This is a genomic window from Pseudomonas sp. ASL4 (assembly GCF_056680395.1).
In genome coordinates this window covers 5,387,309-5,407,392 of sequence record NZ_CM155280.1, presented here as the reverse complement: position 1 = coordinate 5,407,392, position 20,084 = coordinate 5,387,309, and the positions used below count along the sequence as shown (strand labels likewise).

The window sequence follows — 20,084 nt, the reverse complement described above, 5'->3', positions numbered from 1 at the left end:
GGCTATGCTCCAAGTCATCTATCTGGTCGGGCCCCGTCATGTATCCACGTGCAGCCATGTTGATCCGGTCAGGATCGCTCCTGTTGCTGGGCGCGCTCGGCCTCAGCGGCTGCATGCGTGTGGGGCCGGACTTTCAGTCCCCCGGCGAAGACTGGGTCAAACACTGGAGTACGCCGGCGCTGGAGCAATCCAGCGAACGGGGTACGAACCCGGATATCCGTCAGTGGTGGCAAGTCTTCAATGACCCGGTGCTCGACCAACTGATTGCTGACGCCGATGCGCACAACTCCAGTCTGAAGATTGCCGGCCTGCGGATAATGGAAGCCCGGGCGCAATTGGGCATCGCCCAGGCCGGACGTTACCCGCAACTGCAACAGGCCAGTGTCGACGGCCTCTACGTTGCACGCCGTCAGTACAGCGGCAGCAATCCGCAGAACAGCCAAATCTGGCAATTCAGTGAAGGTTTCGACGTAGCGTGGGAACTGGACTTCTGGGGCCGCTTCAGTCGGGCCATCGAGTCCTCGGATGCCAGCTACTTCGCTGCCCAGGCCAACTACGAAGACGCGCTCGTGCTGCTGCGCGCCCAAGTGGCGGACACCTACTTTTCACTGCGCACCACCGAGGCGCGATTGCGCGTCGCCCGCGACAACACCCGGCAGCAAGAGCGCAGCCTGGACATCACCCGCAAACTGTTCAACAGCGGCCAGACGGCTGAGCTCGATCTGCAGCAGGCCAAGACCCAGTACCTCGGCACCCTGGCGAGCATTCCCAATCTCGAAGATCAGCTGCATCGAACCCGCAATGCCTTGTCGGTGCTGACCGGGCAAGCGCCGGGTGAGTTGCCGCAAGTGACGGACAATGAAGGGCTGATCCCGCTGGTGGACCGCGCCGTGCTGCAGGATGTGCCGGCCAACCTGCTGCTGCGCCGGCCCGATGTGCGCGCGGCCGAGCTGAACGTTGCTGCCCAGTCGGCGCTGATCGGCGTGGCCGAAAGTGATTTTTATCCGTCGCTGAGCTTGGTTGGCAGCATCGTCTGGTCGGCCAGTTCGGTGGGCGGCACGTCCAACAACCTGGACTTTATCGGAGGCCCCAGCCTGCGCTGGAACCTGTTTGATCACGGCAAGATCAGCAACAACGTGCGGGTGCAAGACGCGCGTTTGCAGCAGTTGATCGAGTCTTACCGCGACACTGTGCGCCAGGCCGCCCGCGAGGCTGACGATGCCGCCAGCGGCCTGAGCAAATCCCTGGAGCGCGAACGCATCCTGCGCCAAGGCGAGGTGGCGGCCAAACGTTCGCTGGTGCTGGCCAGCGCCCAGTATCGCGAAGGCTTTTCAGACTTTCAGCGGGTGCTGGATGCCCAGCAGGCATTGCTCCAGCAACAGGACAACTACCTGATCAGCCGCAGCGATGCCGTGAGCAACCTGATTGCCCTGTACAAAGCGCTCGGCGGTGGCTGGTACGCCGCCCAGCCAACCATCGACAGCGCCACGCGCAAGCAAATGGAAAAACGCACGGACTGGGACGACCTGCTGGACGACCCCACCGCTGCGCAGCCCGCCTATCCACTGCCCGACAAGGTGAATAACCATGAGTGAAGCCGCACCGCCCCCTGTCGAAGCGTCGGCGCCGAAAGCCACGGCACCGGCCGCCGACCCGGCGAAAAAAGGCATCAAGTGGGTGCTGCTGTTGATCATCCTCAGCCTTGTCTGGTACTTGCTCGCCGACCGCTTCACGCCTTACACGCAGCAGGCGCGGGTCGGGGCGTTTGTCATTCCGGTGGCGGCGGAAGTGGCGGGGCGGGTGATCCGCGTCAACGTGCGCAACAACCAGGACGTCAAGGCCGGGGACATTCTCTTCGAGGTCGATCCGCAGCCGTATCAGATCGCCGTTGATCGCGCTCGCGCGGACCTCGAATCGACCCGTCGCCAGATCGGCGCCGGCACCGCTGGCATCGCCTCGGCACAAGCGTCGTTGCGATCGGCCCAGGCCAACGAGCTCAAGGCGCGACAGGATAATCAGCGGCTGGAAGGCTTGTATCGCGAAGACCGGGGCACGGTGTCTGTGCGTCTGCTGGAAGTGTCGCGGGCCAATCTCGAACAGGCCGCCAGCCAAGTAGAGGCGGCCCGTGCCGAAATTCAACGGGCGAAGGAGCAGGAGGGCGGCAACGAGGCGGAGAACGCACAACTGCGCAGCGCTGCGACGGCGTTGTCGAAAGCCGAGCTGGACTTGGCCAATACTCGCATCTACGCGCGTTCGGCGGGTTTGATCACAGACCTGCGCACCGACGCCGGACAGTTCGCCGCCGGCGGCAGCCCGGTGATGACCCTGATCGCCATCCACGATGTGTGGATCAGCGCCGACATGACCGAAAACAACCTGGGCCTGATCCAGCCCGAAACCCCGGTGGCCATTGTGCTGGATGCGCTGCCGGGCGAAGTCTTCGAGGGACGTGTGCGCAGTGTCGGTTATGGCGTCAGTGTTGGCCAACCGACAGCGCCCGGCACCTTGCCGAGTATTCAGAACAGCCGTGACTGGCTGCGCCCGGCCCAGCGCTTCCCGGTGGTGATCGAGTTCGGCGAAGACGCCTTGAACAGCCTGCGCGACAGTCGCGCCATCCGCGCTGGCGGTCAGGCTGAAGTCATGGCGTTCCCGAGCCAAGGCAACCCTTTGAACCCGCTCGGCCGGATATTTTTGAGTCTGATGAGCTGGTTGTCGTATGCCTACTGAGCGCACCGCCCGGGATCAGCGCGCTCTGCGCCTGGCCACGGGTACGGCGCTGTGCCTGGCCGCCAGTTTCGGTCTGGCATTGCCGATTCCCTTTCTCGCGCCCGTTTTGGCGCTGCTGTTCCTTGCCACCCTTAATCAGCCGCTGCCGCTCAAGGCCGGGGTGGCACTGGCGTTGGTGGCGATGCTGACCACCGGCATCGGGCTGTTGTTGATTCCGCTGCTGCGCTATTACCCGGTCAGTGGGCTGTTGCTGATTGGCCTCGGTCTATTTGTGGTTTTTCGTTTTGGCCTGCGCGGCGGCAACAACCTGATCGTGACGTTTCTGGTGATTGGCTTGACCATGATTTCGGCGGCCGGGTTCGCCAGTTTCGACCTGGCACTGATGGTCATCGGAGCGCTGGTCAAGGGTTTGCTGCTTGCCGTGATCGTCGTGACATTGAGTCATGGGCTGTTTCCCGAGCCGGCCAATACACCGCCAGCACCCGCCGCGCTGACACTGCCGGCGGAAGACGTCGACCGGGTCGCTTTGCGCGCCACGTTGATCGTGTTGCCGGCATTCCTGCTGGCGCTGATCGATCCGGCCCGCTACCTGCCGATCATCCTGAAAGCGGTCAGCCTCGGTCAGCAGAGTTCTACCACGACCGTGCGCAACGCCGGTCGCGAGTTGCTCGGCTCGACGCTGCTCGGTGGCGCATTGGCGATCCTGTTCTGGTGCGCCCTGAGCCTGTTTGTGCACCTGTGGATGTTCTTTCTGTGGATGCTGCTGTTCGGCCTGGTACTGGCGCGCAAACTCTATGCCCTGAGCCCGACCCGCTTCAGCCCGGGATTCTGGCTCAACAGCCTGATCACCCTGATTATTCTGCTGGGCCAGTCGGTGCAGGACAGCGCCGCCGGCAAGGACGTCTACACCGCGGCCGCCGTGCGCATGGGGCTGTTTATCCTGGTGACGTTGTATGCCTGCCTGATGGTTTACCTGCTGGAGCCACGCCGAGTGAACATTGCCTGAACGTAAGCTGAACGGTAATCCAATGACAAGCACTTCGCAGGAGGGCGCGCCTTACACTTCGACACCTGTCCAACCCCCGAAGTCAAAGCCATGTCTGAAGCGTTCGAAGTCCCAAGCCCACACGAAGAACATGTCGAACACGTCACCCACCACGCCCATGGCAAGGGTGATAATTTCGCCAGCAAGATCGCTGTCATGACGGCCATCATGGCGACCGTGGGCGCGTTGCTCAGCTATCAGGCGGGCTCCACGGAAAGCGAAGCGGCGATGGACAAGAACAACGCCGCCATCGAGAAAACCGAAGCGTCCAACCAGTGGAATTACTACCAGGCCAAGTCCAGCCGACAGAACCTGTCCGAACTGGCGACCCACATCCCCGGCCTCGATGCCGCGCACTACGTCGCCGAAGCGGAACGCTACAAGAAAGAAAAAGAAGTGGTGCGCAAGAAAGCCGAAGCGCTGGAGGAGGAGGTTCGCGTGTGGGATGCGAAGTCCGAGGAGGCGTTGCACCAGCATCACCGCTGGGCCCAGGCGATGACCGCGATTCAGATCGCCATTTCCCTGGCCGCGATCACCTTGCTGACCCGCAAGGAGTGGCTGAAAAAACTCGCCTACACCGCAGGCGGCGCCAGTGTCGTGTTGGGCACACTGGCCTGGCTGCATATATAAACCACGCCCCGAGGGCACGGCCTGGCGCCGTGCCTATTCAATGCCCGCCCACCACCATATGAGTGAACGGCGCCACATACGCCTGCAACGTCACCAACCCGCCGACCAGAATCGCCAGCACGATCGAGTGGAAAAACACGTAGCGCAGAATCTCCCCTTCATGGCCGTACCAGCGTGTTGCGGTAGAGGCGACCACGATTGACTGCGCATCGACCATTTTGCCCATGACCCCGCCGGAGCTATTAGCGGCGGCCATCAGGATCGGGCTGATCCCCAGTTGTTCGGAAGTCACCCGTTGCAAGCCGCCGAACAGCACGTTGGAAGCCGTGTCCGAGCCGGTCAGCGCCACGCCGAGCCAGCCGAGCAGGGTGCCGAACATCGGGTAGAAAATCCCGGTGGCGGCGAACGCCAGGCCCATGGTTGCGTCGAGTCCCGAGTAGCGCGTGAGGTAACCCAAGGCGAGCATCGCCGCGATGGTAATCAGCGAAAAGCGCACCACCCACAGCGTTCGCAGGTACTGGCGCGCCAGTTGCGGGATCGAATAGCCCATCAGCAACCCGCCGATAATCGCCGACAACAAGATCCCGCTGCCGGTGGCGGTGAACCAGGTGAACTTGTAGATCGCTTCTTCGGTTTTCGGTTGTGGCACTACCGGCGGCACCTTCTGGACTTGCTGGTGCAGGGTGGTGAAAGTCAGGGCTGGCGAGAAGATCGGGTTCGCCTCGATCAGCGGTTTGCCCTGCGGGTCGAGCATCGCTGAGTGGGTTTGTGGGTCGGTGACGGCGCGGGTATCGAAGAGGTTTTTAAAGCCCTGCGTGCCCCAGGCGAACACGAAAACCGTCAGAATGATCCACGGCATCCAGGCGCGCATGACCGCCGGTTTGGCGTCGCTGGCGAAGGTTGCGCTGGCCACGGGTTTCTCATCGTCAGCCGCATCGATTTTCGAGTTATCGATACGCCCCGACAGGGCTGCCGAGGTGTAAACGGTGGCGGGTTTCCAGACCTTGAGGAACAAGGTCAGGCAGGCCATGGAAATCAACGCGGCAATCACGTCCACCAGCATCGGTCCGTGGTAGTTCGACACGATGAATTGCGGCACGGCGAAACTGACCCCAGCCACCAGAATCGGCGGCCAGATTTCCAGCATCTTGCGCCAGCCGGCGAAGGCCCAGATCAACCAGAACGGCACCAGCACCGAGAAGAACGGCAACTGGCGGCCGACCATCATCGACAGCTCCATTTCATCCAGCCCGGTGACCTTGGCCAGGGTGATGATTGGCGTGCCGAGGGCGCCGAACGCCACGGGTGCGGTGTTGGCGATCAACGCCAGACCCGACGCGGCCAATGGCGAGAAGCCCAACCCGATCAGAATCGCCCCGGTCACCGCTACCGGTGTGCCGAACCCGGCCGCGCCTTCAAAGAACGCGCCAAAGCAGAAGGCAATCAGCAGCAGTTGCAGGCGTCGGTCATCGGTGATGCGCGCCAGGGAATCCTGCAGCACTTTGAACGAGCCGTTCTCGGTGGTCAGCCGGTGCAGGAAGATGATGTTCAGCACGATCCAGCCAATCGGCAGCAAGCCGTTGGCCGCGCCAAACAGCGCCGCCGAGCCCGCCATGTTCGCCGGCATGCCGAAAGCGAAAATCGCGATCAACAAAGCCGAACCCAAGGCCAGCAATGCGGCCATGTGTGCCTTGATATGGAAAAAAGCCAGGGACGCCAGCATCACCACCACCGGCGTGGCCGCCATGGCCGTCGATAACACCGGATTGCCGAACGGGTCGTAGATTTGCTGCCAGACCATGTTCCACCTCTGCTTATTATTGTTGGAGGCGCAAATCCGTTGCGGGGTAGGTTGTCTGGAGTATAGGTGGCAATTCGCCGCTGTCCTTGCCGGGCTTGGCTTGAGGTTTATGGTGGTCTGTTGGGCCACTTCGCGGGCTTGCTCGCGAAAGCGGTCTTCAAGTCACCACAGTTTCCCGCTTGACCCTGAACCCGCTACAGGGTGTCCACTCTCCCCAAACAGAAAACCCATGGAGCGACCGATGAGCGCAGGACACAGTCACGGACAAGCACGGGCCGGGCACGAGAAAAAGCTGTGGTTCGCCTTGGCGTTGACCACCAGTTTCATGGTCGTAGAAGTCATCGGTGCTTACGTCACCGGCAGTCTGGCGTTACTGTCCGATGCGGCGCACATGCTGACCGACGCCACCGCGTTGGCGATCTCGCTGGTCGCCATCCAGATTGCCAAACGCGCGGCGGACAAGAAACGCACCTTCGGTTATGCCCGGTTCGAAATCCTCGCCGCCGCGTTCAACGCCATTCTGCTGTTTCTGGTTGCTATCTACATTCTGTACGAGGCCTATCAGCGCTTCCGGACCCCGACAGAAATCCAGTCCACCGGCATGTTGATCGTCGCCGTGATCGGGTTGTTGGTGAACCTGATCTCGATGCGCCTGTTGATGTCCGCCAGTGACGAAAGCCTCAACGTCAAAGGCGCGTACCTGGAAGTCTGGAGCGATATGCTCGGCTCCATCGGTGTCATCGGCGCGGCACTGATCATTCGCTACACCGGCTGGTCCTGGGTCGATTCGTTCGTCGCTGCCGCTATCGGTTTATGGGTGCTGCCCAGAACCTGGGTATTGCTCAAGGAAAGCACCAATATCCTGCTGCAAGGGGTTCCCGAAGGCATCGATATTAATGAAGTAGAGGCGCGTATCCGGGCGGTTGACGGCGTCGAGGACCTTCATGATCTGCACATTTGGGCGGTGACCAGTGGCAAGAACGTCCTGAGTGCGCACTTGGTGGTCCAGGGTTCTTCCGAGGCTGGGCAAGCCGTATTGGCTGAAGTGACACGCCTGATGAGCGAGGCCTTTCACATCAGCCACACGACCCTGCAACTGGAGCACTCGCAGTTCCATGCCGGGCTCGAAAAAGACCTCGGCATGGAGCACTAGCCGGCGGTGGATTCCTGCCGTTTGGATGGCCAAGGGGTTTGCCCGTCGAGGTTGGGAAACACCAGCCTGAACACCGTGACGCTGCCCGGCAGGCTTTGCACCTCGGCGCTGCCCTGATGCAGGCTCATGATCGAACGCACAATCGCCAGACCAAGCCCGGTCCCGCCTTCAGCGCGGGACCGGCTGGTGTCGACCCGATAGAAGCGGTCGAACAAATGCGTCAGATGCTGCGGTTCAATCCCGGCGCCAGGGTTGCCCACCAACAGTGAAACCTCGCCGGCATGGTTTTCGATGATCACCGAAATGGCCTGGCCGGGCGGGCAATGGCGTATGGCGTTGGACATCAGGTTGGAAATCGCCCGCTGGATCATCAACCGGTCGCCAAGGGTCGAGCCGCTGCCGGTAACGCTCAGGCTGATCCGTTTCTCTTCCGCCGACAGTGAAAACAGATCGACGACTTTCAACGCTTCATCCTCCAGCGCAATGGTCTCGAACGGGACCAGCGCGGCGGGGTGACTGACCTGCGCCAGAAACAGCATGTCCGAGACAATCCGCGTCACGCGGCCCAACTCTTCGGTGCAGGACTCCAGCACCGCTTTGTACTCCTCGGCCGGTCGCTCCCGGGACAGGGTCACCTGAGCCTTGCCCATCAGGTTGGTGATCGGCGAACGCAGTTCGTGGGCCAGGTCATCGGAGAACTGCGACAACTGCTGAACATCGCCGTCGAGGCGGTGCAGCATGAAGTTGATGCCGTGGGCCAGCTCACTGAGTTCCTGGGGCATCTTGACCACCGACAGTCGATGGCTGAGGTCCTGCGCCGAGATCATCGCCGCGACCTTACGAAACTCACGCAACGGCGCAAGGCCACGCTGGACCACGGCCCAGGCGCTGATGCCGATGAGGATCAGCAGCAACGGCAAGGCAATGATCGTCGAGCGCAGGTACGCACTGAGCAGCGTGTCGTCGTTGGCGCAATCAATCGACAGCAACACGGCGACGCTCGTGCCGTTGGGGAGTCGAATGAGCCTGGACGCGGTCAGGAAGTGCCGACCTTCAGCATCAGTACTTCGGGAATACGAAACCTGGTCGATGGCCGATGCCGCGGCCTTCAACTCGACCCTTGGGTCGGTTAACCCCGTGCCGAATTTCAATAGCGGCGAGCGCAGATTCTTCAGGTCATAGAGGGTCAGGTTCAGGTTGTCATGGCCCATCACCTGATCAAGCAACGCGTGGGGTTCGGCGTTGATGTCGCTGGGTTTTTCATAGCTCGAAAGGCTGTGCTCGATCTGCTGCATTTTGCTGTCGAGGCTGCTTTTGGAGAGTGTGTCCAGCTCATGGGACAGTGCGATAAACGCGAGCACCGCTAGCAACACCACCAGCAACGCCCCCAGAATACTCACGGTCAAACCCAGTCGCATCGACAGGCTCGCCGGCTTCATTCCCGGGCCTCCAGCACATAGCCAACGCCGCGCAGGGTATGGATCAACTTGTTGTCGAACGGGTCATCGATCTTCGCTCGCAGGCGCCGGATCGACACCTCGACCACGTTGGTGTCGCAGTCGAAATTCATGTCCCAGACCAGCGAAATAATCTGTGTACGAGAGAGCACCTCGCCTGACTGGCGCATCAGCAGGTGCAGCAACGCGAACTCCTTGGTCGTCAGGTCGATGCGCTGCTCGCCACGAAAGGCCCGGTGGCGGCCCTGATCGAGTTCGAGGTCGGCAACTTTGAGCACTGGCGGCACGGGAATGTGCTCGCTGCGACGCATCAAGGTTCGGACTCGGGCCAGCAGTTCGGGAAACTCGAACGGCTTGACCAGATAGTCATCGGCGCCCAGATCGAGGCCTCGAATTTTATCCGCCAGACGCCCGCGTGCGGTCAGCATCATCACCCGGGTGTTGCTGCTTTGGCGCAGTTGCTCAAGCACACTCCAGCCATCAAGTTGCGGAAGATTGGCATCAAGTATTACCAGGTCGTAGGCCTGTTGGCGGGCCAGATGAAGTCCATCTGCACCATTCGCGGCCCGGTCAACTACATAGCCACTTTCCGTCAGGCCCTGATGCAAGTACTCGGCAGTTTTAAGCTCGTCCTCAACTACAAGGATTCGCATGATAGTTCACCTTTTTAAATAACAAAAAATAGTGGGATTACTCAGAAAAGTTAGTTGTTGTTTTAAGGTTCTCTGACCGAATGTAAAGTGCGTTTGAAACGCTTCAATGATCGCCACCGTAAAGCCTGAAGCTGCTACAGGGTCAAGCCAAAGCCTTGTTCTTGAGCGGTTAATTCAAGGTTTGCGACAACATGTCGCATGAGTCTGGACGGCTTACATGGTTGTGAGACTTCGGCAAGTGCTGTGCGGCGGATAATTGGCCAGCATTTGTTTCTTCATATTGCTTGTGGGGTTATTAGGTTTTTACCCCTCCATATTAGTGCAAGAAGTACCGCCAGAACGTTGGATAACGTATTTGTAATTTTGCAGTCACCTTGTTGATAGCTGTGCAACTCTACATTGATGCCATTGAATTATTAGTGCTTTAAAGGAAGTCTGGAATTGCGCTGGCATCGAACGTTAATAGTTTCCCTGAACATAAGCAGAATTCTCGGTTTAAGTTGCCTGCTCTCATGGGCCGGTTCCAGCGTTGCGGCAACTTCGGCCTCATCAGCGCTGACCATGGACCAAGCCCTGCAAACGGCGTTTGCCAACAACCCTGACCTGGCAGCGGCCCAGTGGGAAATCGGTATCGCCCAGGGCGATCGGCAGCAAGCGGGATTGATCCCCAACCCCGAAGTGTCCTGGGAGGCGGAAGACACCCGCCGCAATTCGCGAACCACGACGGTGATGCTCAATCAACCTATCGAACTCGGTGGCAAGCGCGGGGCCCGGATCGACGTCGCCAGTCGCGCCCAGGATGCGGCGGGCATCGAGTTGGAGCGCAAGCGCAACGTGTTACGGGCCGACGTCATTCAGGCGTTCTACGGAGCCTCGACAGCGCAGCAACGGTTGTTGCTGTCACGCCAGTCGCTGGAACTTGCGGAACGCGGTGTGCGGGTGGCGCAAGGGCGGATCAACAGCGGCAAGTCATCGCCGGTTGAAGGGACGCGCGCCGAGGTGCAGCTCTCGGAGGTCCGCCTGGAACTCAGAAGGGCCGAGCGCGACGAGGCCAGTGCCTGGCAGCAACTGGCGCAGGTCATGGGGGCGCCGCTGCCGACCTTCGTCAGCGTGAGCGATTCTGACCGCTTGATGCCCGCCGTGCCGCCCGCTTCGCGGCTGCTGGCACGCATCGAAGACACCGCAGAGCTGCGACTGGCCAAGCTGCAGATCGATCAGCGCGAAGCGTCCCTGGGCCTGGAAAAAGCCCAGCGGATTCCAGACCTCACGGTGAGTGTCGGCAGCCAATACAGCGAGCTGGAGCGCGAGCGGGTCAACGTCGTCGGGCTGTCGATGCCGATCCCGCTGTTCAACCGCAATCAGGGCAACATCCTCGCCGCCGCACGCCGCGCCGATCAGGCCCGCGACCTGCGCAACGCCAGTGAGCTGCGCTTGCGCACGGAAATCCAGACCACCCTGGATCAATGGCTGACCGCCAACACGGAAATCCAGTCGTTCGACCAATCGATCCTGCCGGCGGCGCAAAGCGCCGTCGACACCGCGACCCGTGGTTTTGAGATGGGCAAGTTCAACTTCCTCGACGTGCTCGATGCCCAGCGCACCTTGATCAGCGCCCGCGCCCAATACATCCAGGCGATTGCCGAGGCCACTGACGCCTGGGTGCGCATCGAGCGGATTTTCGGCGATGTCGAGACGCTCGCGCGCAGCCGTTGATTTCATTTTTTATCGCTGCCCGGTCAACGGCGCGGCGCAGGGAGTCTCCATGGAAAAAAAACACCTATTTGTCACCGCACTGACCCTCGCGGTGGGCATTGGCATTGGCTCATCCTGGATGGGCGGCGCAGCGTCACCGACGGCCGCCGTCCAGGCGCAGGACGAACAGGGCCACGACGATCACGCCGGCGAAGATGAAACGAAAGCCTCCCACGCCGAAGGCGAAACCGAAGAAGGTCACCTGACGCTGAGTGCCGAGCAGATCACCTCGGCCGGTATCCAGTTGGCCGAAGCCGAGGCCCGGGACATCAGTCTCTCGTTGCCGTTTCCCGGCGAAATCCGTTTCGACGAAGACCGCACCGCCCACGTGGTGCCGCGTGCGCCGGGTGTGGTCGAGTCGGTGCACGTCAACCTCGGTCAGTCGGTGAAGAAAGGCCAGTTGCTGGCGGTCATCGCCAGCCAGCAGATCTCCGATCAACGCAGCGAACAAGCCGCCGCACAACGGCGTCTGGAGTTGGCGCGCACCACCTACGCCCGTGAACGGCAGCTATGGCAGGACAAAATCTCTGCCGAGCAGGATTTCCTCCAGGCTCGTCAGGCCCTGCAAGAAGCCGAAATCGCCCTCGGCAATGCCCGCCAGAAAATCAGCGTGCTCAGTGGCAGTTCGGTGGCCAGCGGCGGTAATCGCTATGAGCTGCGGGCGCCGTTCGACGGTGTGGTGGTGGAAAAACACTTGGGCTTGGGGGAGGTCGTCAGCGAAACCACCAATGCTTTCACGCTCTCGGATTTGTCGCGGGTGTGGGTGACCTTCGGTGTCTCGCCGAAGGACTTGAACAAGGTGCTGGTGGGCAAATCGGTGACGGTCAGCGCCCCGGAGCTGAACGCCGAAGTCAGCGGAACCGTGGCCTACGTCGGCAGCTTGCTGGGCGAGCAGACCCGCACTGCCACGGTCCGCGTCACCTTGGCCAACCCGCAAGGCGCCTGGCGTCCGGGGCTGTTCGTGACCGCTCGGGTGGACACCGAAACCCGCCAGACGAAGGTCGCCGTGCCGGAAGCCGCGCTGCAAACGGTGGAGGACAAACCCACCGTGTTCGTTCGAACCGATGACGGCTTCAAGGCGCAGCCGGTGGTGATTGGCAGCCGCGCCGCCGGCCTGGTCGAGATCACCGAAGGCCTGGCGCCTGGCGTGCAAGTCGCGACCGCCGGCAGCTTCATTCTCAAATCGGAACTGGGTAAGGCCTCGGCCGAGCACGCTCACTAAAGACGCCCACCGATCCGCCATTGCCACGAGAAGGTCCTCATGTTTGAACGCCTGATTCAATTCTCCATCGAGCAGCGCATCATCGTGTTGCTCGCGGTGCTGCTCATGGCCGGCCTCGGCATCGCCAGCTATCAAAAGCTGCCGATCGACGCGGTGCCCGACATCACCAACGTGCAGGTGCAAATCAATACCGGCGCGGCGGGTTTCTCGCCACTGGAAACCGAGCAGCGCATCACCTTTCCCATCGAAACCGCCATGGCCGGTTTGCCGGCGCTGGAGCAGACCCGTTCGCTGTCGCGTTCGGGGTTGTCGCAAGTCACGGTGATCTTCAAGGAAGGCACCGACCTGTTCTTCGCCCGGCAATTGGTCAATGAGCGATTGCAGGTCGCCAAGGAACAATTGCCCGACGGAGTGGAGGCGGTGATGGGGCCGATTTCGACCGGGTTGGGGGAGATTTTTCTGTGGACAGTCGAGGCCGAGGAGGGCGCGCTCAAAGAGGACGGCAGCCCGTATACGCCGACCGATTTGCGGGTGATCCAGGACTGGATCATTAAGCCGCAACTGCGCAACGTGCCGGGCGTGGCGGAAATCAACACCATTGGCGGCTTTGCCAAGGAGTACCAGATTGCGCCCGATCCAAAACGCCTGGCGGCCTACAAGTTGACCCTGACCGACCTGGTGACGGCGCTGGAGCGCAACAACGCCAACGTCGGCGCCGGTTACATCGAGCGCAGCGGCGAGCAGCTGTTGATTCGCGCCCCAGGCCAAGTGGCGACCACCGAGGACATCGCCAACATCGTCATGGCCAATGTCGACGGCACGCCGATCCGGATCAAGAACGTCGCGACCGTGGACATCGGCCGCGAATTGCGCACCGGGGCCGCGACCGAAAACGGCCGTGAAGTGGTGCTCGGCACGGTGTTCATGTTGATCGGCGAGAACAGCCGCACGGTGTCCCAGGCTGTTGCCGCCAAGCTTGAACAAATCAACCGCTCGCTGCCCAAAGGCGTGGTCGCGATCACCGTCTACGACCGCACGCATCTGGTGGACAAGGCAATTGCCACGGTCAAGAAGAACCTGGTGGAAGGGGCGATCCTGGTGATCGCGATTCTGTTCCTGTTCCTGGGCAACATTCGTGCGGCGCTGATCACGGCGATGGTGATTCCGCTGGCCATGCTCTTCACCTTCACCGGCATGTTCACCAACAAAGTCAGCGCCAACCTGATGAGCCTCGGCGCGCTGGACTTCGGCATCATCGTCGACGGCGCGGTGGTGATTGTCGAAAACGCCATCCGGCGGCTGGCCCATGCGCAGCAGCATCACGGGCGCATCCTGACGCGCTCCGAACGCTTTCATGAAGTGTTCGCGGCGGCCAAGGAAGCGCGCCGGCCACTGATTTTCGGCCAGTTGATCATCATGGTCGTGTACCTGCCGATTTTTGCCCTGACCGGCGTCGAAGGGAAAATGTTCCACCCGATGGCGTTTACGGTGGTGATCGCCTTGCTCGGGGCGATGTTGTTGTCGGTGACTTTTGTTCCGGCGGCGATTGCGCTGTTCGTGACTGGCAAGGTCAAGGAAGAAGAGAACGTCATCATGCGTGGCGCCCGTCGGGTCTACGCCCCGGCGTTGGAGTGGGTTATGGGCCATCGCTCGATCGCATTCGGCGCGGCATTGGCCGTGATCGCGATATCGGGAGTGGTGGCCAGTCGAATGGGCAGCGAGTTTGTACCGAGTCTCAGCGAAGGCGATTTTGCCCTGCAAGCCTTGCGCGTGCCGGGCACCAGCCTGACGCAATCGGTAGAAATGCAGCAGCGCCTGGAAAAACTGGTACTGGAAAAAGTGCCCGAAGTGCAGCGCATGTTCGCGCGCACCGGGACCGCGGAAATTGCTTCCGACCCGATGCCACCGAATATCTCCGACAGCTACGTGATGCTCAAACCCAAGGACCAATGGCCTGATCCGAACAAGTCCCGAGAGGCGCTGATTGCCGATATCCAGAACGCCACGGCGCTGATGCCGGGCAGTAACTACGAGTTGTCCCAGCCGATTCAGTTGCGTTTCAACGAACTGATTTCCGGCGTGCGCAGTGACGTGGCGGTCAAGGTGTTCGGCGATGACATGGCGGTGCTCAACAGCACGGCGGCGAAAATTGCGGCGTCGATGCAGAAGGTCAGCGGCGCTTCCGAGGTCAAGGTTGAACAGACCACCGGGCTGCCGGTGCTGACCATCAACATCGACCGCGACAAAGCCGCGCGTTATGGCCTGAACGTTGGTGACGTGCAAGACACCATCGCGGTGGCGGTCGGTGGGCGCCAGGCGGGGACTCTGTATGAAGGTGATCGTCGATTCGACATGGTGGTGCGCCTGTCCGACGCCATGCGCAAGGACGTCGAAGGCCTGTCGACGCTATTGATTCCGGTGCCGGCGCTGCTCAATGGCAGTGCCGCTCAGATTGGCTTCATCGCGCTGTCGGAAGTGGCCAGCCTTGATCTGGTGCTCGGGCCGAATCAGGTCAGCCGCGAAAACGGCAAGCGTCTGGTGATCGTCAGTGCCAACGTGCGCGGGCGCGATATTGGTTCGTTTGTGCAGGAAGCCAGCCGCGTGATTGAACAGCAGGTGCAGATCCCGGCCGGTTACTGGACCAGTTGGGGCGGGCAGTTCGAGCAACTGCAATCGGCGGCCAAACGCTTGCAGATCGTAGTTCCGGTCGCTCTGCTGCTGGTGTTTGCCTTGTTGTTCATGATGTTCAACAACCTCAAGGATGGGCTGTTGGTGTTCACCGGGATCCCTTTCGCACTGACCGGTGGGGTCATGGCGTTGTGGCTGCGGGACATTCCATTGTCGATCTCGGCGGGGGTCGGTTTTATTGCCTTGTCCGGGGTCGCGGTGCTCAACGGTCTGGTGATGATCGCGTTCATCCGCAATCTTCGGGAAGAAGGGCGCTCGCTAAGCAGCGCGATCAATGAAGGTGCGCTGACGCGGTTGCGTCCGGTGTTGATGACGGCGCTGGTGGCCTCGCTCGGCTTTATTCCGATGGCGTTGGCCACCGGCACCGGGGCGGAGGTGCAACGGCCGCTGGCGACCGTGGTAATCGGCGGGATCCTGTCCTCGACGGCACTGACGTTGCTGATCTTGCCGGCGCTTTATCAGTGGGCACACCGTCGGGAGGAGGATGAAGTTAAATCGATGGCCTAGTTGGTTGTTATTTAAAGTAACAAACATAACGAATATGTAATGTTGGCGCCACCGTCGTGACAGGTTCCAATTGATACCCTGACAGCGTCAATTATTAATGAGGTGTCACAAATGAAACTTGCTCAAGTCTGTGCGTTTTTAGGTGCTTTGATTCTTTCTTCCGTTGCAATGGCTGAAGGCGGTGGCGACAGGACGTTTGACCGGATGATGACGTCTAATGACCAGGCAGTGCAGGCGTTTGCGGCCAAAGAACCGAAGGGTGATCCGGTGGTGTTGAATGCTGCCAAGGATGATAAAACCAAACAAATGTAATCGTGCTGCACATGAACAAGCCCGTCATCGAACTTCGATGGCGGGCTTTTTTTATGGGCGGTTTATATCGTTTTTGTAATGTGGGTGCAACGTCTTCGATAGCGGCAAGTTGATACTATTTTGGTTTTTCCTATATGAGGTATTGGGCATGAAGTTCATGAGTGTGATGAGTTGTGTTGCTGTATTGGCGATGTCTTCAAGTGTATGGGCAGAAGGGGGCGGTGACAGGGCCTTCGACAGGATGATGAGCGCCAACATGCAAGCCATGGAGCAGTATGCGGTGAGCCAGGGCAAGTCAGCGCCAGTCGTCAAAGAGTATGAATACGGGATGAAGATGGACGTGGTTAACGTCGTGAGCGTCGTGCGACCTGAAAAGCGTTGCGCTGTGGTGCCGGCGGCCATGACCTATGAAGACTCCCAAGGGCAGCTCAATACGGTCAAGTACACGGTGGCGGGGGAGTGTCGCCAGCAGCGCAGCTAGTGCATTAAACACACTTCCCACAGGTTTTGTATGTGCCTCGCGATTTCTACATCGCAGGCATAAAAAAGGCGTCCCAAAGGACGCCAAAAAATTCACCTCTTCCAAAGGAGCAAGGAGCTTCTAAAGGTGAATGTGCAGATTTAACTGAGCAGCAGGGTCTTACAGAATCGCCAGCGGGTATTCGACAATCACGCGCACTTCATCCAGGTCCGACTCGAACGCCGTTGCCCGGGTATTGGCTTGGCGCAGACGCAAGGACATGTCTTTCAACGTGCCGGTTTGCACCACGTATTTCACCTCGATATCGCGCTCCCAGCGTTTCTGGTCGGTTAGCGGGTTACCCTCGGCATCGCGGCGCATGTACACGGCGTTCGCGTTGGAATAGTCGGCGCCGGAGCCACGGCCGTAACGGGTCATGAATGACAGGCCAGGCACGCCATACGGGCTCATGTCGAGGTCGTAGCGGACCATCCAGGAACGTTCTTTGGGCGAGTTGAAGTCGCTGTACTGGATCGAGTTGTCGAGAAAGATCGAGTCCGACTGGCGCAGATAATCGAAGTCGTCGTTGCCGTTATTTCGTTGGTGGGACAGTGCCAGCGAGTGGGCGCCGTACTTCACGCCGATCCGGCCGCTCCAGATGTTGTTGTCGAACTTGCCGAGCAACTGCTTGCCCTCGTCGATGGCTTTGTAATAGTTCAAGCCACCAAATACCGAGAGTTCATCCGACAACGAGTGATTCAACGCGGTGCCTGCGTAGTATTGATTCCAAGCGTCTTTGAGGCGGCTGGAATAAAGACTGAAGCTGACATCTTTGTTCAGTGCGTAGTCACCGCCGAAGTAGCCAACCCATGGTGAGTTGACCGGGCCGGCGTAGAACGTCGCGAAGTTCTCGCGCATGTTGCTGGAGACCGGTTGGCTCATGGCGTGAAGTCGACCGCCCTGAAGTGTCAGGCCTTCAAGGCTAGTATTGGTCGCGGTAACGCCCCGGAAACTTTCCGGCAGAAGCCTGGAATCACCAGCCGCCACCACTGGGGTGGAAGGGAACACATCACCGACTTTCAGCACGGTATCAAAGGCCCGAACTTTGGCTGCACCACCGACCTTGGTGTATTCATCTCGCGCCTCGCCGTCGCTGTTGACGGGCAATACGTCGAACGAACTACGGCCGCCGTTGCGACCATCACCGGTATCAAGCTTCAGCCCGATCATTGCAAATGCATCAACGCCGACACCGACAGTGCCTTGGGTAAAACCGGATTCGAACTTGCTGATAATCGCGTGGGCCCAGGCCTCGGAATAGCCATTGCCCGTGGGACTCGACTGACCATTGCGGTGATCACGATTGAAGTAGTAGTTACGGTTGAGCACGGTCAGGCTGCTGTCTTCAACAAATCCCCCGGCCTTTTCCTCAGCCGCTACCAGGGACGGCCCGGAACTGACAACCATCGCTAAAGCGGCCATCGAATACTTTGTAGGGTTAACCATCAATCACTCCTTGGGTTCGGCAGAACTGGAACGTTCTTCGGCTTGGTTTTATTTTTCTACGGCAAGGGATTTACCCTTGCGTAAGAGCGCCGAGTGACATCGTTGCAATCTGCAGATAACGGGGAGGTGATGGGGGAATTACAATTCTGTCAGCAGGGGAATACTCCCCTGCTAGAAGGTGAACTGGCGTGATGAACGCTGGGCCATTTCGGTGTCGAGCAAATGCTCGACCAGTACATCATTCAAAAACCGGAACTGATCGTTAAGCCCGACCACTTCGTTACTGAAATGGTTGGCCGCTGCCGGCATCAGCAACGCTTCGAACTGTTTGTCGAACACCAACGCAACTTCTTTGCGCGAGACGGCCTGTTGCGAATAGTAGTTGCTGCCGAACACCGGGAAACTCACGGCCAGGGTGACGATGTGGATCATGATGGGTGCTCCTCGGATGGGTCGATGTCCAGAAAGAAACGGGAAAACAAAGTCAGCGTGACGGCAGTCAAGGCCAGGCAGGTCAGCAGATGGATCAACATGGTTCGCCCCTCTGATGCAGGGTTTGCGTTGGGTATGGGGCTGATCCTGCGCCGGACGGTTTTTTTGCGGAAGGCTTTCATTACGATGGTGCATATCGACAGGAATGATGGTGAAGCTTTTTTCATCGTTTTTGCGGGCCGCATCGCGAGCAGGGATTGCATCGGACCCGTAGGCGCGAGGCTTGCCCGCGAAGGCGATGTGACTGACGCCGGGATCTCTAGTGGATTTGCAGGCCTCTTCGCGGGCAGCCTCGCTCCTACAGGGGAGTGCATTTCAGATGTGGGAGCGGGCTTGCTCGCGAAGGCGGTTTCAAGGGCGCCACCATTCTCCAGACGAACGGCCAAAACCCGCGGCCTATACTCAACTCAATAGCTTTATGAGCACCGGGCATTTCGTTCGGGGGCGACTGTAGGACATCGCGATCTTGAACCTGCGTTCGCTGATCGTTGCCGTGATGCTGGTGTTGGCGGGGTGCGCCACGTCTGCGCGTGCCCCAGTGCCGGAACCAGCGGTATTCGTCTCACCCAGCACCTGGCAGCAGGTGGACCGGGAGATTGTCAGCGCCTCGCAACAGGCCACCGAACAGGCCCGACAGTTCGCGCGTGGCTCAATGGAGCACTGGCGCACCCGGGTTTACGAACAGACCGAGGAGAAGTTCATCCCGTGGTTCAGCAGTTACTGGACCCAGGAATGGCTGTCGATGAAAGTCAGTGTGTACACCTTGAGTGCAGGCGGCGAGCAGGATGCCTCGACCAAGCGCTTGGCTGCCTATTTGCTGGAGCAGTATCAGAAGCGGGTGCTGGCGCCGGTGGCGGTGGAAATTGATCCCGACGCTATCCTCGCCCAAGCCACAGTGTTTTATGTGCAGACCCTTAGCCAGCAAATGCAAGTCATCGCCCAGCGCCATGGCATACCCATCGCGCAGCTCAACGGCCGGATTCAGAAAGTCCCCGCCATCGCCCTCGGACCGCCTCCGGCCCGGGATGCCTCGCTGTATCAAGTCGTCAGTACCGAGCCGCTGAACGCGTTGCCGGCTTACGCGGCGTTGATCGACACGATCCACAAGGCCGGCGGTGACAAAAGTATCGCCTCGCCAGATGCCGGCATGGCGCCGGTAGCCAAGCGCGTCAGCCAACGAATGGAGGCCGAGATGGCCCCTCGTGGCGCGGCCAGTGCGGTGGCTGCAGCCGCCGGCAAACTGGCCGGGGGCTTGATCACCGTGGGGGTGGCGGGGATCCGGGCGATCATTCAGGCCAGCGACCGGCCGGACAGCGAGGCGCTGATCCGCAGCAGCCTGGGCAACACGTTCGACAAGGCCTGGACGAAACTGCTGCAGAACCCGACCAGCGGCGTCATGGCCGGGACGCTGTACATGGCCAAGCAGGTTGAGGGCAGCCTGGGGAGCAGCGTTGAACCGTCGGTCGGCTCGGGGGAGGGCACTGTCGATTTGAGCCCGAGCGGATCGACTACTCAACAGATCGACCCCTGACCAATGCCACCAAGTCGCCAAGAATGCACACCGTCCCTGTGGCGAGGGAGCTTGCTCCCGCTGGACTGCGCAGCAGTCCCATTCTTTGGGGCCGCTTCGCTGCCCAGCGGGAGCAAGCTCCCTCGCCACAGGTGCAGTGTCACAACCG

The 20,084-nt window shown here is 60.2% G+C and carries 17 protein-coding genes; 12 read left to right on the top strand and 5 right to left on the bottom strand.

Features of this window, described 5'->3' with window-relative positions:
• Window positions 1-56 precede the first annotated feature (56 nt).
• From AC1MEW_RS24480 to AC1MEW_RS24465, 4 genes are all read left to right on the top strand, one after another.
• Window positions 57-1,595, top strand: coding sequence for an efflux transporter outer membrane subunit (locus AC1MEW_RS24480; RefSeq protein ID WP_201257355.1), 1,539 nt, complete (start codon window positions 57-59; stop codon window positions 1,593-1,595).
• On the top strand, window positions 1,588-2,727 hold the full coding sequence (locus AC1MEW_RS24475; protein ID WP_201257354.1) for an HlyD family secretion protein: 1,140 nt from the start codon (window positions 1,588-1,590) through the stop codon (window positions 2,725-2,727). Before AC1MEW_RS24480 ends, AC1MEW_RS24475 begins: the two co-directional genes overlap by 8 nt.
• Window positions 2,717-3,733 (top strand): DUF2955 domain-containing protein, encoded by a 1,017-nt coding sequence (locus AC1MEW_RS24470; RefSeq protein WP_201257353.1) that lies wholly within the window; start codon window positions 2,717-2,719, stop codon window positions 3,731-3,733. The genes AC1MEW_RS24475 and AC1MEW_RS24470 overlap by 11 nt, the downstream gene beginning before the upstream one ends.
• A 90-nt stretch (window positions 3,734-3,823) precedes the next feature.
• On the top strand, window positions 3,824-4,402 hold the full coding sequence (locus AC1MEW_RS24465; RefSeq protein ID WP_201257352.1) for a DUF4337 domain-containing protein: 579 nt from the start codon (window positions 3,824-3,826) through the stop codon (window positions 4,400-4,402).
• Window positions 4,403-4,439: 37 nt separating this feature from the next.
• On the opposite strand, the gene AC1MEW_RS24460 is transcribed toward AC1MEW_RS24465, so the two are convergent.
• Window positions 4,440-6,203 (bottom strand): L-lactate permease, encoded by a 1,764-nt coding sequence (locus tag AC1MEW_RS24460; RefSeq protein WP_201257351.1) that lies wholly within the window; start codon window positions 6,201-6,203, stop codon window positions 4,440-4,442.
• 241 nt (window positions 6,204-6,444) lie between these two features.
• Between AC1MEW_RS24460 and AC1MEW_RS24455 the strand changes: the two genes are divergently transcribed.
• The gene (locus AC1MEW_RS24455; protein WP_201257350.1) at window positions 6,445-7,356 is read left to right on the top strand and encodes a cation diffusion facilitator family transporter; all 912 of its coding nucleotides are present in this window, start codon (window positions 6,445-6,447) and stop codon (window positions 7,354-7,356) included.
• On the opposite strand, the gene AC1MEW_RS24450 is transcribed toward AC1MEW_RS24455, so the two are convergent.
• Entirely contained in the window at window positions 7,353-8,795 is a 1,443-nt protein-coding gene (locus tag AC1MEW_RS24450; protein ID WP_201257349.1) for a heavy metal sensor histidine kinase, read from the bottom strand. The genes AC1MEW_RS24455 and AC1MEW_RS24450 overlap by 4 nt on opposite strands.
• A complete protein-coding gene (locus AC1MEW_RS24445; RefSeq protein WP_201204618.1) occupies window positions 8,792-9,466 on the bottom strand; it encodes a heavy metal response regulator transcription factor in 675 nt (224 codons plus the stop codon). The genes AC1MEW_RS24450 and AC1MEW_RS24445 overlap by 4 nt, the downstream gene beginning before the upstream one ends.
• Before the next feature lie 504 nt (window positions 9,467-9,970).
• On the opposite strand from AC1MEW_RS24445, the gene AC1MEW_RS24440 reads away from it, so the two are divergent.
• From AC1MEW_RS24440 to AC1MEW_RS24420, 5 genes are all read left to right on the top strand, one after another.
• Window positions 9,971-11,179: a TolC family protein gene (locus AC1MEW_RS24440; RefSeq protein WP_480427330.1), complete on the top strand. Its 1,209-nt coding sequence runs from the start codon at window positions 9,971-9,973 to the stop codon at window positions 11,177-11,179.
• Window positions 11,180-11,228: 49 nt separating this feature from the next.
• Window positions 11,229-12,440, top strand: coding sequence for an efflux RND transporter periplasmic adaptor subunit (locus tag AC1MEW_RS24435; RefSeq protein ID WP_480423854.1), 1,212 nt, complete (start codon window positions 11,229-11,231; stop codon window positions 12,438-12,440).
• A 39-nt stretch (window positions 12,441-12,479) separates the two neighbouring features.
• Window positions 12,480-15,635, top strand: coding sequence for a CusA/CzcA family heavy metal efflux RND transporter (locus AC1MEW_RS24430; protein ID WP_322268153.1), 3,156 nt, complete (start codon window positions 12,480-12,482; stop codon window positions 15,633-15,635).
• Between the two features lie 111 nt (window positions 15,636-15,746).
• Window positions 15,747-15,947: a co-regulatory protein PtrA N-terminal domain-containing protein gene (locus tag AC1MEW_RS24425; RefSeq protein ID WP_480423852.1), complete on the top strand. Its 201-nt coding sequence runs from the start codon at window positions 15,747-15,749 to the stop codon at window positions 15,945-15,947.
• 148 nt (window positions 15,948-16,095) lie between these two features.
• Window positions 16,096-16,428: a DUF2790 domain-containing protein gene (locus AC1MEW_RS24420; RefSeq protein ID WP_322268154.1), complete on the top strand. Its 333-nt coding sequence runs from the start codon at window positions 16,096-16,098 to the stop codon at window positions 16,426-16,428.
• Window positions 16,429-16,587: 159 nt separating this feature from the next.
• On the opposite strand, the gene AC1MEW_RS24415 is transcribed toward AC1MEW_RS24420, so the two are convergent.
• Both AC1MEW_RS24415 and AC1MEW_RS24410 read right to left on the bottom strand, forming a co-directional pair.
• The gene (locus tag AC1MEW_RS24415) at window positions 16,588-17,913 is read right to left on the bottom strand and encodes an OprD family porin (protein WP_480423850.1); all 1,326 of its coding nucleotides are present in this window, start codon (window positions 17,911-17,913) and stop codon (window positions 16,588-16,590) included.
• Window positions 17,914-18,084: 171 nt separating this feature from the next.
• A complete protein-coding gene (locus tag AC1MEW_RS24410) occupies window positions 18,085-18,345 on the bottom strand; it encodes a hypothetical protein (protein ID WP_201257343.1) in 261 nt (86 codons plus the stop codon).
• Between the two features lie 24 nt (window positions 18,346-18,369).
• Here AC1MEW_RS24410 and AC1MEW_RS24405 point away from each other — a divergent pair, with 24 nt between their 5' ends.
• Both AC1MEW_RS24405 and AC1MEW_RS24400 read left to right on the top strand, forming a co-directional pair.
• Window positions 18,370-18,819, top strand: coding sequence for a hypothetical protein (locus AC1MEW_RS24405; RefSeq protein ID WP_480423849.1), 450 nt, complete (start codon window positions 18,370-18,372; stop codon window positions 18,817-18,819).
• Window positions 18,820-18,871: 52 nt separating this feature from the next.
• Window positions 18,872-19,936, top strand: a complete 1,065-nt coding sequence (locus AC1MEW_RS24400) for a hypothetical protein (RefSeq protein ID WP_201257341.1) — start codon at window positions 18,872-18,874, stop codon at window positions 19,934-19,936.
• Window positions 19,937-20,084: the final 148 nt, after the last annotated feature.

Excerpts from the sequence above, each read along its gene's own strand:
- AC1MEW_RS24425 (WP_480423852.1), top strand. The coding sequence starts at position 15,747 with ATGAAACTTGCTCAAGTCTGTGCGTTTTTAGGTGCTTTGATTCTTTCT.
- AC1MEW_RS24450 (WP_201257349.1), bottom strand. The coding sequence starts at position 8,795 with ATGAAGCCGGCGAGCCTGTCGATGCGACTGGGTTTGACCGTGAGTATT.
- AC1MEW_RS24470 (WP_201257353.1), top strand. The coding sequence starts at position 2,717 with ATGCCTACTGAGCGCACCGCCCGGGATCAGCGCGCTCTGCGCCTGGCC.
- AC1MEW_RS24415 (WP_480423850.1), bottom strand. The coding sequence starts at position 17,913 with ATGGTTAACCCTACAAAGTATTCGATGGCCGCTTTAGCGATGGTTGTC.
- AC1MEW_RS24465 (WP_201257352.1), top strand. The coding sequence starts at position 3,824 with ATGTCTGAAGCGTTCGAAGTCCCAAGCCCACACGAAGAACATGTCGAA.
- AC1MEW_RS24475 (WP_201257354.1), top strand. The coding sequence starts at position 1,588 with ATGAGTGAAGCCGCACCGCCCCCTGTCGAAGCGTCGGCGCCGAAAGCC.
- AC1MEW_RS24445 (WP_201204618.1), bottom strand. The coding sequence starts at position 9,466 with ATGCGAATCCTTGTAGTTGAGGACGAGCTTAAAACTGCCGAGTACTTG.
- AC1MEW_RS24460 (WP_201257351.1), bottom strand. The coding sequence starts at position 6,203 with ATGGTCTGGCAGCAAATCTACGACCCGTTCGGCAATCCGGTGTTATCG.
- AC1MEW_RS24410 (WP_201257343.1), bottom strand. The coding sequence starts at position 18,345 with ATGATCCACATCGTCACCCTGGCCGTGAGTTTCCCGGTGTTCGGCAGC.
- AC1MEW_RS24405 (WP_480423849.1), top strand. The coding sequence starts at position 18,370 with ATGTCCAGAAAGAAACGGGAAAACAAAGTCAGCGTGACGGCAGTCAAG.
- AC1MEW_RS24435 (WP_480423854.1), top strand. The coding sequence starts at position 11,229 with ATGGAAAAAAAACACCTATTTGTCACCGCACTGACCCTCGCGGTGGGC.
- AC1MEW_RS24480 (WP_201257355.1), top strand. The coding sequence starts at position 57 with ATGTTGATCCGGTCAGGATCGCTCCTGTTGCTGGGCGCGCTCGGCCTC.
- AC1MEW_RS24430 (WP_322268153.1), top strand. The coding sequence starts at position 12,480 with ATGTTTGAACGCCTGATTCAATTCTCCATCGAGCAGCGCATCATCGTG.
- AC1MEW_RS24455 (WP_201257350.1), top strand. The coding sequence starts at position 6,445 with ATGAGCGCAGGACACAGTCACGGACAAGCACGGGCCGGGCACGAGAAA.
- AC1MEW_RS24420 (WP_322268154.1), top strand. The coding sequence starts at position 16,096 with ATGAAGTTCATGAGTGTGATGAGTTGTGTTGCTGTATTGGCGATGTCT.